Source organism: Streptomyces sp. NBC_00259, assembly GCF_036181745.1.
GTDB classification, from domain to species: Bacteria; Actinomycetota; Actinomycetes; order Streptomycetales; family Streptomycetaceae; genus Streptomyces; species Streptomyces pratisoli.
Genome location: NZ_CP108080.1, coordinates 3,824,913 through 3,837,876, shown reverse-complemented (window position 1 = coordinate 3,837,876; position 12,964 = coordinate 3,824,913). Strand labels below are relative to the sequence as shown.

14 protein-coding genes are annotated in these 12,964 nt (G+C 70.3%); 8 read left to right on the top strand and 6 right to left on the bottom strand.

The features are described 5' to 3' along the window. Positions 1-91: 91 nt before the first annotated feature. The 4 genes from OG766_RS17215 to OG766_RS17200 form a co-directional block, all read right to left on the bottom strand. Positions 92-487 carry a hypothetical protein gene (locus OG766_RS17215; RefSeq protein ID WP_266380061.1) on the bottom strand — a complete coding sequence of 132 codons (396 nt, stop codon included), beginning with the start codon at positions 485-487 and terminating at the stop codon, positions 92-94. Positions 488-497: 10 nt separating this feature from the next. Beyond that, positions 498-1,238: a hypothetical protein gene (locus tag OG766_RS17210; protein ID WP_266380058.1), complete on the bottom strand. Its 741-nt coding sequence runs from the start codon at positions 1,236-1,238 to the stop codon at positions 498-500. 275 nt (positions 1,239-1,513) lie between these two features. After that, the gene (locus OG766_RS17205) at positions 1,514-1,747 is read right to left on the bottom strand and encodes a hypothetical protein (RefSeq protein ID WP_266380055.1); all 234 of its coding nucleotides are present in this window, start codon (positions 1,745-1,747) and stop codon (positions 1,514-1,516) included. Positions 1,748-1,802: 55 nt separating this feature from the next. Then, positions 1,803-2,498 carry a L,D-transpeptidase gene (locus OG766_RS17200; protein WP_266380053.1) on the bottom strand — a complete coding sequence of 232 codons (696 nt, stop codon included), beginning with the start codon at positions 2,496-2,498 and terminating at the stop codon, positions 1,803-1,805. Between the two features lie 250 nt (positions 2,499-2,748). Between OG766_RS17200 and OG766_RS17195 the strand changes: the two genes are divergently transcribed. Continuing rightward, positions 2,749-3,561 carry a DUF427 domain-containing protein gene (locus tag OG766_RS17195; protein WP_266380050.1) on the top strand — a complete coding sequence of 271 codons (813 nt, stop codon included), beginning with the start codon at positions 2,749-2,751 and terminating at the stop codon, positions 3,559-3,561. A gap of 142 nt (positions 3,562-3,703) precedes the next feature. Here the strand turns inward: OG766_RS17195 and OG766_RS17190 are convergent, their stop codons facing one another. Continuing rightward, complete coding sequence (locus tag OG766_RS17190; RefSeq protein ID WP_328725709.1) at positions 3,704-5,098, bottom strand: LAETG motif-containing sortase-dependent surface protein; 1,395 nt, start codon at positions 5,096-5,098, stop codon at positions 3,704-3,706. Positions 5,099-5,466: 368 nt separating this feature from the next. On the opposite strand from OG766_RS17190, the gene OG766_RS17185 reads away from it, so the two are divergent. Next, positions 5,467-6,345 carry a DUF817 domain-containing protein gene (locus OG766_RS17185; protein ID WP_328725708.1) on the top strand — a complete coding sequence of 293 codons (879 nt, stop codon included), beginning with the start codon at positions 5,467-5,469 and terminating at the stop codon, positions 6,343-6,345. A gap of 7 nt (positions 6,346-6,352) precedes the next feature. Here the strand turns inward: OG766_RS17185 and OG766_RS17180 are convergent, their stop codons facing one another. Then, positions 6,353-7,222: a bifunctional DNA primase/polymerase gene (locus OG766_RS17180; RefSeq protein ID WP_266380045.1), complete on the bottom strand. Its 870-nt coding sequence runs from the start codon at positions 7,220-7,222 to the stop codon at positions 6,353-6,355. Between the two features lie 350 nt (positions 7,223-7,572). On the opposite strand from OG766_RS17180, the gene OG766_RS17175 reads away from it, so the two are divergent. The 6 genes from OG766_RS17175 (at position 7,573) to OG766_RS17150 (ending at position 12,953) form a co-directional block, all read left to right on the top strand. After that, positions 7,573-7,884: a hypothetical protein gene (locus OG766_RS17175; RefSeq protein WP_266380042.1), complete on the top strand. Its 312-nt coding sequence runs from the start codon at positions 7,573-7,575 to the stop codon at positions 7,882-7,884. A gap of 250 nt (positions 7,885-8,134) precedes the next feature. Next, complete coding sequence (locus tag OG766_RS17170; protein WP_328727488.1) at positions 8,135-9,298, top strand: acyl-CoA dehydrogenase family protein; 1,164 nt, start codon at positions 8,135-8,137, stop codon at positions 9,296-9,298. Further along, on the top strand, positions 9,295-10,284 hold the full coding sequence (locus tag OG766_RS17165; RefSeq protein WP_328725707.1) for a bifunctional MaoC family dehydratase N-terminal/OB-fold nucleic acid binding domain-containing protein: 990 nt from the start codon (positions 9,295-9,297) through the stop codon (positions 10,282-10,284). Before OG766_RS17170 ends, OG766_RS17165 begins: the two co-directional genes overlap by 4 nt. Position 10,285: 1 nt before the next feature. Further along, positions 10,286-11,398, top strand: a complete 1,113-nt coding sequence (locus tag OG766_RS17160; protein WP_328725706.1) for an acyl-CoA dehydrogenase family protein — start codon at positions 10,286-10,288, stop codon at positions 11,396-11,398. Further along, the gene (locus OG766_RS17155; RefSeq protein ID WP_266380033.1) at positions 11,395-11,790 is read left to right on the top strand and encodes a MaoC family dehydratase; all 396 of its coding nucleotides are present in this window, start codon (positions 11,395-11,397) and stop codon (positions 11,788-11,790) included. Before OG766_RS17160 ends, OG766_RS17155 begins: the two co-directional genes overlap by 4 nt. Then, on the top strand, positions 11,787-12,953 hold the full coding sequence (locus OG766_RS17150; RefSeq protein WP_266380030.1) for a lipid-transfer protein: 1,167 nt from the start codon (positions 11,787-11,789) through the stop codon (positions 12,951-12,953). Before OG766_RS17155 ends, OG766_RS17150 begins: the two co-directional genes overlap by 4 nt. Positions 12,954-12,964 lie beyond the last annotated feature (11 nt).

Sequence of the window (12,964 nt, the reverse complement as noted above, 5' to 3'; positions counted from 1 at the left end):
CCCTCCCCGGCATGAGGTGAGGGTGGCGCCGTCGTGGTTCACGACCAGTGCGTCGGCCGCTTCCAAGACCCGTGTTTCCGCGCGGACTTTGTCAGCTGACGAGGCCGGCGGATGCCATGCCGCCGCCGACGGCCACCGCCCAGGCGATGCTCTGCTGCCAGCGGGCGACCGAGCCAGGACGGCCTCGTGTGGCCAGCACCATGACGGAGTTGGCGGCGAAGGCCGGAAGGAGAATGCCGAACAAGGCGAACGTGCCGACGGCCGACAGCGTCAGCTCGACGTGGGTCGTCACCGCGCCGACCGCTACGGCCACGGCAGCGAGCGCATACAACACCACAGGGACATCCGTGATGTCGTCCTTCTTCAGCGGGGCGGGGCCGCCACGCTTGTGGTGGATCCAGTGACGCCGCTCGGTGCCGAAGCGTGCCAGCACCATGATCGTCACCTCCACCACCAGGGCGATCACAGCCACATGCTCGATCGTCATGACATCTTCCTTACCGGCTGCATGCTGCGGAGATGGCGGAAATGCCGATGAACGCCTTCACTGCCTCGCGCTCCGCCGAGCCGACCCTCTTGCCGTTCACGAAACGCCAGATGATGTTCGCCGTCTTCTTCGCGCCGTAGCGCTTGAACAGCGCGACGGCCCGCACCACCTTGATGCTGGAACCGGCCGGTGCGAACGAGATCAGCACAGCGGCGATGGCGGCGCTGCACTTGACGATGAACTTCGTCTCGTCCCACCAGTCGGCGGCGGCCATCTTGTGGTTCTTCTTCCCACCCGTGATCTGGGCCAGGAGGGTGTGGCGCACCTCTTCGTTGGCGAACAGAGGCGCCAGCGCGGCCTGTGCTGCGCTGTCGTTCGGGTACGCCGCCTCCACGATCTGCTGCGCGGTCGGCTCGGCAGGCAGGGCAGCCAGACGGGACTGCATGGCTTCGGAGTCGGGAGTCGGTCGGGAGAGAACGACCTCAAGGGCCGAGGCGAACTGGTCCTCGGTCACGCCGAGTTCGGCTATGCCCTTCGCGATCGCCGCACCCTGAGCCTGCTCCGCAGGCGTGAACCCCGATTCGTCCGCCGACGCCGCGACGCTGACCTCGGTCTGGTGCGCGGAGGACTCTGACGCGTTGGCGCCGGCAACGGTGGCGAAGAGGGCGCCGGCGGTCACTGCGGCGACGAACATCGCGCTGGTGCCGCGGAACGCTCGACGCGGCTGCTTGGTGGAGATGGCACTGGTCATGTGCGTAATGCTCCGTATCTAGTTGTCCGGGCACAGCTTCCCCCGCCCCAGGTCAACTGCCCAGGGGGACTGCGCCCGCTTGGTCGTTGCCAATCCGATCATGAGGCCATCGCAACCAATGTGAGGGAGGCCATGATTCCGCCTCAGAAGTTGCTCAAGGTTTCGGCTTACGGCCTCACCCCGACCGGCGAGACCGCGGTCGCCGACAAGCCAGAGGGCCCGGCTCCTGTCCGGAGCCGGGCCCTCTGTGGTCGTCAGGTGTCTCACCCGACGACCTACGACGCCAGGATCTGTCCCGCCGCGAGTGCCGAAGCCACCACGCCTCCGGCCACCACCGCCGAGGCGGCGAAGAGGGGGATCCTCGGGGTCCAGGTGTGCAGGAGCGAGGAACGCGAGACGCGGTCGAGCAGCGCGTCCCGGCCGCATAGCACGATCAGGCCGACGCCCGTCAGGGTGAGGGCCATGCCGGAGCCGAAGGCGGCCACCATCGCGTTGTGAAACGTGGCCATCCACGGGCAGGCCGACGCCTCGCGGGACCGCACGCGAGGCGTCGGAGCGCGGGTCTCAGGTGCCGGGCTTGCGGCCGTGGACGAAGACGTCGTCGCCGTTGCGCAGCAGGCTCCAGTACTTGGCGGCGTCGGTCTTGGTCATGTTGACGCAGCCGTGGGAGCCGGGCGGTGCCCAGACGCTGATGCCGACGGAGTGGAAGGCCTGGCCGCCGTCGAAGAACTGGCTGTACGGCATCGGCACGTTGTACAGGCTGGACACGTGGTCGATGTGGCGCCAGGAGATCTTCTTCAGGCCGGTGCGGGTCTCGTGCCCGTCCCGCCCGGTGCGTACCGCGACCGGTCCGTAAACCAGCTTGCTGCCGTCCTGGATCCAGCTGAGCTGGAGCGTCAGGTCGACGCAGGCGATCCGGCCCTTGTTCGTCGGGCACTTGCCGGCCTTGTTCGGGTTCTTCCCGACCGCCTTCTGCTTGTTCATGAGATCCATGACGCCCCAGGTGATGGGACCCGCCAGCCCGGCGTTCGGGCTGATCGAGTGCTTCGTCTGGAATGCCTGGATCGCCTTGCAGTCGGCCGCCGACTGCTTCCCGTCCACCGGGCGGCCGAGGAACTTCTCGACCTGCTTCTGGTACGCCCCGGTCTGCGTCGTGCACGAAGCGGCCTGGGCGGGCGTGGTCCCGAGGGCCAGAGTGAGCGGGGCCACCAGGGCGGTGGTCCCGAGTGCGACGACTATTCGTCGGCGAATGTCCCCCACGGCTGTCGACTCCTTCTGCGCGAGGTGCGAGTTCCGCCTGGTAGACGGTGCAGGGGAGGAGGGAGTTGCACGGGAGAAGACGACGGTTCCGTAACGGAGGCCGTTTCACGTCGGCCCTGCCCGACGGATCGGGCGACGGCGGAGCGCATGCCGTCCCTTTTCCGGTCAGGACGTTCGTGAACGGCTGCCGAGGGGTTAGTGATGGCTGTGGAAGCGGTGAAGCCCGTCGGAACAGCCCGAGGAGAGGGTCATGACCACACCAGGTGAAACCCCGGAAACGGTGCCGGTGGTCCGGCGCGGACCGGATCCGGCCGACAGCGTCGTCTGGGAGCCCAGTGACCGCTGGGTGCGAGGGACGAAGGGCGACGTCACCGTCGTCGACAGCCACCGTGCCGTTCTGCTGTGGGAACCGGGACGTCCCGTGCCGCTGTACGCCTTTCCCGTCGAGGACGTACGGATGGACCTGCTGCGGAGGTTCGAACGCCCCGCCTCGCGGCGTCACGGAGGAGCGACGGTCTACTACGACCTCGTGATCGGCGACGAGATCGTCCGGACGGCCGCCTGGGAATGTCCCGGCGAGGAGCTGGCCGGATACGTGTGCTTCGCCTGGTTCGGACACGAGGTGCTCGACCACTGGTACGAGGAGGACGAGGAGGTCTTCGTGCATCCTCGTGATCCCCACAAGCGCGTGGACGCGCTGCCCAGCTCCCGCCACGTCCAGGTCGAGATCGAGGGCACGGTCGTCGCGGACACGCGGACGCCGGTGCTGCTGTTCGAGACGGGCCTTCCGGTCCGCTACTACTTTCCGCGCGAGGACGTACGCCTCGAACTCTTCACCCCGACCGACACGCGCACCCGCTGCCCGTACAAGGGTGTGGCCACCGAGTACTGGTCATGGGCGGGCGGCGGCGATGTGCGGCCCGGCATCGCCTGGAGCTACCCGGATCCGCTGCCGGCCGTCGGTGTCATCAAGGACCTGGTGGCGTTCTACGACGAGTTCGTCGACGTCATCGTCGACGGGGAACGGCAGACGCGGCCCGACACCGTCTTCGGCCACCAGTAGGCGACATCTGGCCGGTGCGTCTGTCCGGTGCGTCTGTCCGGTGGCGGTCGGGATCGTTCGACGGGCCGCTGCGCCGCAGGACAGGAGAAGGGCGCCCCCGGAGCCGGGGACGCCCTCTCCACGCCGATGGCGTGTGCGGAGGTCAGGAAGCGGATCCCGGGGAACCCGCAGAGCCTGCCGAAACCACGGCGGGCGTCTGCCGGCGGCGCACGAGGATGACCGCGCCGGCGCCGAGAGCCATGGCCGCGCCTGCCGCTCCGGCCAGCTGAGGCAGGGCCGAGGAGGAGCCGGTGCTGGCGAGGGTGCCGGTCGTGGTGCTCAGCGGCTGGGTGGAGGTGGTCTGCGTCTGCGTTCCCGTGCCGCCCGCCGTGCCGGACGTGGCGGACGGGGCGGGGCTGCTGCCGGCGGCGGCGACCTCGAAGTCGTACGCGTCCACGTCGGGGGAACCGCCGCAGGAGCCGTCGTTGTTGAGGTAGTCGGCCGCGATGAAGGCCACGCCGGCGGCGGCGGGCGCCTCGGCGTCGACCTTCAGGCGCAGCTTGATCTCCGCGTGGCCACCGGCCTTCAGGGAGGTGACGACACCGGCGGTGTAGTCCTCGCCGGCGTCCGTCCAGTCCTGTACGGCAGAGGACCACTGCAGGTGCATGTAGTCGTCGATGGGCTCGTAGCCGCCCTTTTCGACCCCGTGGAAGTAGACGTACGGCCAGACCTCGTCCAGGGTCCGGTCGGTGCCGTTGGTCACGCGAAGCTTGAGGTCGACGGTCGAACCGGCGACGACCTTGGCGGGCAGGCCGGTGAGGGTCGTGGTGAGCCTGTTCTCGGCGTCGCAGGGGACGGGCTCCACCTCGAGGGCGTCGGCGAGCGCCTTCTCGGCCGCCTCCTTCGCCTTCTTCGCGTCCTTCAGGGCCTGGTTGGCCTTGGACCACTCCTGCACCGAGGCGACGCGGGCGTCGTTCAGGGCCGTTACGGCCTTCGCCGCCTTCTCGTCCGCCGCGATCTTGGCGGTGGCGGCGGCCTGGGCGGCGGTCTTGGCGTCCGCCACCGCCTTCTCCGCAGCGGCCCGCTCCTCAGCGGTGGCGGTCTCGGGCAGCGCGGCGAGCGCGGCCTCGGCGTCCGCGAGGGTCTTGTCGGCGTTCGTCCTGGCGATGGCGGCGTCGGCCGCGTCCTTCGCGGCGGCCCGCTCCGCGACGGCGAGGGGCGAGTCCTTCGAGAGGGCGGCTTCCATGGCCTCGCGCGCGGTGTTCTCGGCGGCCACGGCGGCGTCGTACGCCTTCTGTGCCTGTGCGGCGGCCTTCTCCAACTCCTCGATGGAGGGCGTGCCGGCCCGCTGCCTGCCGGCGTCCCGGCCCGAGCGCACCTTGTCCGCCCGTGTGTCGGCCCGCAGCTTGTCGGCGTGCGCCCGCCCGGCCTCCGCGGTGGCCGAGGTGGCCGAGGTGGCGGGCTTGGCGTCGGCGAGCGCGGGGGTGGCGCAGAGCAGCACGGCAGGCGTGGTCACGGCAGCGGCGACGGCCGTTGCCAGAATGCGGCGGATTGTCACGAGCACCTTTTCCGGGGTCCGAGGCCTGAGTTCGAGGACTCGACTTCGAGGGTTCGATGGGTTCGATGGGTTCGACGGGTTCGACGGGTTCGAGTTCTGAGGCCTGAAAGCACAGGACAGCCGCCGCGGTTCCCTCACGCAGCGCGACTGGTGGGGGTGATCGTATGACCGCTCCCTGCGGGAAGGAAGCACGTTGTCCGGTGAGCAGGGCGGGGGACGTCGGCCCACAGGGTGGGTGAAAGTGCCCAAGCCGGGCAGTTGCCCTCGATTCCCGTGATTCTTCTGTGAGGCATGTCACCGGGACGCCAGGGCTGGAGAGAAGGCTGGAGAGAGGCTGGAGAGAGCCCGCCGCCTCGTACAACCGCTCGATGCGTACCTGGCGTCTACAGGGCATGGGAAAGATCTACGAGGGGGTACGTCAGCTCGTCCGCTTCGGGTTGCTGCAGGCACGCTGCTGCGCCTTCGCGGTCGCGCTGGTCGGCGGGATCGCGGTGTCGGGCCTGCTGCCGGAGCTGCCCCTCGCGCGCTACGACCTGGTGCTGCTGTACGGGATCGGGCTGGCCGTCGTCGCGCGCTGGGTGGGCTGGGACAGTGCGCGGGACACCGTGGTGATCGCGGGGTGCCATCTCGTCGGTCTGCTCTTCGAGCTGGTCAAGGTGCGGCTCGGGTCGTGGAGTTACCCGGAGGACGCCGTGACGAAGGTCGCGGGCGTCCCGTTGTACGGCGGGTTTCTCTACGCGGCGGTGGGGAGTTATGTCTGTCGTTCCTGGGAGCTGCTCGATCTGCGGCTGAGCGGCTACCGGCCCTCCGTGATGGCCTGGCTCGCCGGTGCGGTCTACGTCAACTTCTTCAGCCATCACTGGCTGCCGGACGCCCGATGGGTGCTCGCGGTGGCGATGCTGTGCGCGACCGCCGGGACGTGGGTGCGCTACACCGTCGGCGAGCGGCATTACCGCATGCCGCTCGCGCTCGCCTTCGTCCTGATCGGGTTCTTCCTCTGGGTCGCCGAGAACGCGGCGACGTACGCCGGCGCGTGGAGCTATCCGGACCAGCTGGACGGCTGGCAGCCGGTGTCGGTCGCGAAGTTCGGGGCCTGGGCGCTGCTGATCAGCGTGACGTTCGTGATGGCCGAGCGTGTGAGGGGGCGGGGAGTACGGGGCCTCGGGCGGGGCTGGGACTGGGCCGGCGGGGTGCGATCGGCCCGTGAAAGCCGTCACCGGCCCGCGAGAACACTCACCGGCCCGTGAAAACACTTCACCGTCCCGTGAGCCGTGCCGCCGACGCGATCGTGGCGCGTGCCTCGCGTTCGGTCAGGCCGGTACGTACGGCGGCGTCCGTCAGGGCGTCCGCGAGGGCTTCGCCGATGCCGTTCTCGTAGGCCCGGCAGGCCGCCCAGAACAACCGTGTGTTGCGCTGCCCCTCATGGGCGGCGAGCACGAACTGGACCAGGCCCTGGCCGCGCGGGGCTCTGGCGGGTGCGGGGTGGTGGGGGCGCGCGGGGGGCGCGATCAGTCGCAGCAGGGCGCTGGGACACGGTGCGGGGGCGAGTTCCGCCGAGCCGGGTGCGAGCCGGTACGCGCCGTGTGCCGAGACCGACCCGGGGCCGACGAGGTAGCCGCCCGCTCCCCGGACGTCGATCCCGGGGGCCAGACGGCTGGCCGAGTTCGGTACGACGACGTCCGGCGGGCCGGCCAGCCACAGATGGCGGCCTCCGCTCGGCGTGATCACGGTGACCGTCTCGGGGACCGTGAACAGATGCTGGAGTGCCAGCTGCCGCAGGGCCGCGACCGAGTCCGTGCCGCCCGTCGCGGCGGTCTTGGTGTCGAGATCGATGCCGATCAGATGGTGGGGCGGCCGGCCGCAGGCGATGCCGTACCCGGTGGCCCAGGGCGCGGCGGCGAAGAGCGCGCGTACGGCGACGGGGTCGGATGCGGCGTCGTACACGCCGTGCCCGAGGAGCCCGCACTCGCCGCGGCAGTGGGCCGGCTCCGGGTCGTGGCGGTGGGGTGAGGGCAGGGCGGGGAGCTTCGTGGGGGACAGGGGGATCACGGGGAGCCCGCGCTCGGCGGCGGAGAGAGCGTGGGCGAGGGCCAGGGTGGCACTGTGCCGGTCGGTGGTGGCCATGGCTCTATGTTCGTACGTTTGTTCGAGTAAGGGAAGAGGGAGGGATTGGCCGAAAATGTGGCGGAACGCTTTTCCTCCTGGGGGGGCGGGGGTTTCGCGGTCGTACGGCGGCTGAGCTGCGCGTCTGAGGGCGTGAAGGGGGTTTATCGACATGTCCTCACGCTTGAGAGGGAATCGGCATCTCCGGGGTGGTTCGCCAGGGATTCGTGGGCAACTCTGGACTCGCGACGTCGTGAGGAACGATCGAGGTGGTCGGCCAACCACCCTGATTTCAGCCGTAGTTTCGAACTTCCCGGTGTGCCTTTCTCCGGTGCACCTCCGGTGTACTCGCCATTCCTGGAGGAATTGACATGGCAAGCATCCGTACCGCCCGCACTCTGGCCGCCGTTGCCGCGCTGCCCTTCGCCGCCGCCCTCTTCACCGGTGTGGCGCACGCCGACAACGGTGCCTTCGCGGGCGACGGATCGAACGCGTCCGTGGCCACGATCAGCGGCAGCGGCGTGGGCGGCCACAACCTCGGCAACTCGACGACCACCCAGCAGGTGGCCACCGGCGCCGGGGCGTCCAACCAGAACAACACCGCCAATGTGAACGGATCGGCGTTCACGGCGATCGACCAGTCGAACGAGAACATCGCGATCACCTTCCTTCCGCTCTGGTAAGCGCGCGGCCCGTCGGGGGTCCTGGGTGACGTGAGGGGTGAACAACGGCCTGCGTGAAGGTGCTCCGGCACCGGTCGCGCAGGCCGTTCCCGTTTCCCTGCCAGCCCCGGATGCGCCTTTCCCGGTGTCGGTGCCGGTGCCGGTCGCGCCCTCCCCGGCGCCCGGGTGTGCTCATGACCTTGACAGGGGTGTCGCATCTGACGGACAGTCAGAAATCCTCACCCCTGTGCCGTTCCGGGAGGCCGCCGCCGTGCACCTCGCCCCGACGGCGCGCCAGCAGCGGCTGCGCGCCGAACTCCGTTCGTACTTCCGTGACCTGATGCCGTACGGACCACCGGCCGCCGAGGACGCCGCGGAGCAGCGCACACTGCTGCGGCGCATCGGCGCGGACGGGATGCTCGGCCTCGGCTGGCCCGTCGAGTACGGAGGCCAGGGGCGCGGCGCGGACGAGCAGTTCGTCTTCCTCGACGAGGCGTACCGCGCCGGTGCGCCCGTTTCCATGGTCACGCTGAACACGGTCGGCCCGACCCTGATGAGGTACGGGACCGATGACCAGAAGGCCTTCTTCCTGCCGCGGATCCTGAGCGGCGAGGCCGTCTTCGCGATCGGGTACAGCGAGCCCGAGGCCGGTACCGATCTCGCCTCGCTCCGTACGAAGGCGGTGCGGGACGGCGCGAACTGGCTCGTCGACGGGCAGAAGGTCTTCACCTCCAACGCCCAGAACGCCGACTGGATCTGGCTCGCCTGCCGTACGGATCCGCAGGCGCCCAAGCACCAGGGCATCTCGATCATCCTCGTGCCGACCGACGCGCCCGGCTTCTCGTGGACGCCGATCGAGACGGTCGGCGGGCTGACGACGACCGCGACCTACTACGACGGGATACGGGTCCCCGGGTCGCATCTGGTCGGCGAGGAGAACGGTGGCTGGGGGCTGATCACCAGCCAGCTCAACCATGAGCGGGTCGCGCTCGCCGCGATCGGCATGCAGGCCGAGGACTTCGCGGCGGCGGCGCTGGAGCGGGCCCGCACCCTCGATCCGGTGACGGGTACGCGTCCGGTTGACGAGCCGTGGGTGCGATCGAGGATCGCCGAAGTGCATGCCCGGCTCGCGGCAACGCGCCTGCTCAACTGGCGTTTGGTGGGCGATGTGGGGGCCGGCCGGCTGGCCCCGGGCGACGCGAGCGGCGTGAAGTTCATGGGAACCGAATCGGCCGTCGAGGTGTATCGAATGTGCCAGGAAATCACGGGGGAGGCAGGGCTGGTGAGGGCCGGTTCGCCGGGTGCCGTGGGGGACGGCGAGCTGGAGCGGATGAACCGTGCGGCACAGATCAACACCTTCGGGGGCGGTGTGAGCGAGGTGCAGCGGGAGATCGTCGCGACGATGCGACTCGGCATGAGGAGGGGGAAGCGGTGAGCGCGGAGGCGTCGGGTGCCGCAGCGGCGAGCGCGGACGAGCTGTATGAGCTGCTCAGGGCGTATGAAGGGGTGCGGGCGGCGGACATCGCCGGCACCGGCAAGGACCTCGTCAACGAGCCGATGATCAGGCACTGGTGCGAGGCGATGGGGGATGCGAACCCGGCGTACCGAGGGCCGGACGCCATCGCCCCGCCGACGATGCTCCAGGCGTGGACGATGGGCGGCCTCTCGGGGCACTCCGATCGCTCGGGAGCGTACGACGAACTGTCCGCCCTGCTCGACGGCGCCGGGTTCACCTCGGTGGTGGCGACCGACTGCGAGCAGGAGTACCTGCGACCGCTGCGACCGGGCGACCGGATCACCTACGACTCGGTGATCGAATCGGTGTCGCCACGCAAGACGACCAGGCTGGGGACGGGGCACTTCGTCACGACGAGGATGGACATCCTGGCGGACGGCGAGCTGGCGGGCACGCACCGCTTCCGCATCCTCAAGTACGCACCGGCCGCTGCGCGGAAGCCGCGGCCGCGGCGGCCCCGTCCGGTGATCAACCGCGACAACGCCGGATTCTGGGACGGGGTCGCCGAGCACAGACTGCTGATCCAGCGCTGCGGGGCATGCGGGGAGCTGCGGCTGCCCTGGCTGCCGGGGTGCGTGGCGTGCGGCTCGCCTGAGTGGGACACGGTCGAGGCGGTCGGCGAGGGAAGCGTCTACTCGTATGTGGTGATGCACCACCCCTCCTTCCCCGCCTTCGCCGTGTCCGACGGTGCCGCTGACACTGCCGGGCCGTACGCGGTGGGGCTGATCGAACTGGCCGAGGGCGTGCGGATGGTCAGCAATGTCGTCGGCGTGCCGTACGACAAGGTGCGGATCGGGATGCCCGTCCGGCTGGAGTTCCTGCGGGTCGACGAGGAGCTGGAGCTGCCGGTGTTCCGGGCCGTGGAGGAGCCGGTGTTCCGGGCCGTGGAAGAGAGCGTGGGCTGACATGGACTTCACGCCCACGGAGGAGCAGGCGGCGGCCCGTGACCTCGCCGCGCGGATCTTCGGTGATCTGTCCACGCATGAGCGCCTGGCCGCCGCCGGGACCGGGACGGACGCCGAGCTGTGGAAGGCGCTGTGCGCGGCCGGGCTGACCGGAGCGCTGGAGGAGATCGGACTCCTCGGTCTGGTGCTGCTGCTGGAGGAGCAGGGCCGCACGACCGCGCAGGTGCCGCTCGCGGTGAGCTGTGTGTACGGGCTGCTGGCGGTGGACCGGCACGGCACGAAGGAGCAGCGGGCCCGGCTGCTGCCGGCCCTGCGGGACGGTACGGCCGTGGTGACCGGCGCGTTCCTGGGCCATGGGTCGATACGGGCCGACGGTGCCGGCCGGCTGAGCGGAACGGCCGGGTGGGTGCCCTGGCTGCGGGACGCCACCCACGTCCTGGTGCCGGACGCCGAGCGGAATCTCTGGTTGGTGCGGGCGGCGGAGGCGGAGACCGTCCCCGTGGAGACCACGGCCCCCTGGGCGGCGGGCCGGCTCGTCCTGGACGGCACACGGGGGGAGCGGCTCGGCGACAGGGGCGCCACGGACGGGCGGAGTGCGGCCGGGTCCGTCGACGGCACGGCCGCCACTGAGAGGGCGGCTGCTGACAGGGCCGTTGCGGGCGGGGCTTATGAGGATGTGCTCGTCGCCGCCCGTATCGCCTTCGCCGGACTGCAGGCCGGGGTGTGCGCGGGGGCGCTCGCCAGGGCCGTCGACCACACATCGGTGCGGGAGCAGTTCGGGCGGCCCCTCTCCACCCGGCAAGCCGTCCAACTCCGTGCGGCCGACGCCCATATGGACACCGAGGCGATCCGGGTCACCGTGTACGAGGCGGCATGGCGCTTCGACGAAGGGCTGCCATGCGTGACGCATGCGCTGACCGCCGGATGGTGGGCGTCCGAGGCGGGCAGAAGGGTCGTCCACACCGGCCAGCATCTGCACGGCGGTATAGGCGCCGACCTGGAGCACCCCGTCCACCGGCACTTCCTGTGGGGCCGCCAGCTCGACGCGTATCTGGGCAGCGGCGCCCAACTGCTCGACGAACTCGGATCCTTGCTCGCTGAGGAGGCGGCATGAAGGCAGGCGACGAGCTGCCCCCGCTCACCATCCCCATCACCCGCACGCTGATCGTCGCCGGGGCCATCGCCTCACGGGACTACCAGGACGTGCACCACGATGCCGAGCTCGCGAAGGAGAAGGGCTCTCCGGACATCTTCATGAACATCCTCACGACGAACGGCCTGGTCGGGCGGTTCATCACCGACCACTTCGGCCCGACGGCCGTGCTCCGCAAGGTCGCGATACGGCTGGGTGCCCCCAACCACCCCGGCGACACGATGACGTTGACGGGCACGATCACCGAGGTCGAGGGCGACACCGCCCTGGTCCGCGTCATCGGCGCCAACGGCATGGGCAACCACGTGACCGGCACGGTGACGGTGAGCCTGCCCCGGGAGGCGGGATCATGAGTGTGCGCAGGGCGGACACGCTCGGCGGCCGGGCCGCGGTCGTCGGCATCGGGGCCACCGAGTTCTCCAAGGACTCCGGGCGCAGCGAGCTGAAACTGGCCGTGGAAGCGGTCCGGGCCGCCCTCGACGACGCGGGCCTCTCCCCCGCCGACGTGGACGGCATGGTCACCTTCACCATGGACACCAGCCCCGAGATCACCGTCGCCCAGGCGGCCGGCATCGGCGAGCTGTCGTTCTTCTCCCGTATCCACTACGGCGGCGGCGCGGCCTGTGCCACCGTCCAGCAGGCCGCTCTCGCGGTGGCCACCGGAGTCGCCGAAGTCGTCGTCTGCTACCGCGCGTTCAACGAACGGTCGGGGCGCAGATTCGGCTCGGGCGTTCAGCACCGGGAGCCGTCGGCGGAGGGTGCGGCGCTCGGCTGGAACCTTCCCTTCGGGCTGCTGACCCCCGCCTCCTGGGTGGCCATGGCGGCCCAGCGCTATCTCCACACCTACGGGCTCACCCCCGAGGCGTTCGGACATGTCGCCGTGACGGACCGGCGCCATGCCGCCCGTAACCCCGCGGCGTACTTCCACGGGAAGCCGATCACCCTCGCCGATCACGCTGCCTCCCGGTGGATCGTCGAGCCGCTGCGTCTGCTCGACTGCTGCCAGGAGACCGATGGCGGCCAGGCCCTCGTCGTGACCTCCGTCGAGCGGGCCCGGGACCTGCCGCGACCACCCGCCGTGATCGTCGCCGCGGCCCAGGGCGCGGGCCGGGCGCAGGAGCAGATGACCAGCTACTACCGCGACGATCTCACCGGACTCCCGGAGATGGGCGTGGTCGCGCGGCAGCTCTGGCGGACCTCCGGGCTGACCCCCGGTGACATCGACGTGGGCATCCTCTATGACCACTTCACGCCTTTTGTGCTGATGCAGCTGGAGGAGTTCGGCTTCTGCGGGCCGGGCGAAGCGGCGGACTTCGTGGCCGCGGACGCCCTCCCCCTCAACACCCATGGAGGCCAGCTGGGAGAGGCGTATCTGCACGGTATGAACGGCATCGCGGAAGCGGTCAGACAGGTGCGCGGCACCTCCGTGAACCAGATATCAGGCGCCGCCCGGACCCTGGTCACGGCCGGCACGGGCGTCCCGACCTCGGCGCTGATCCTCGGCGCGGACGGTTGAGGAGCCGGTGC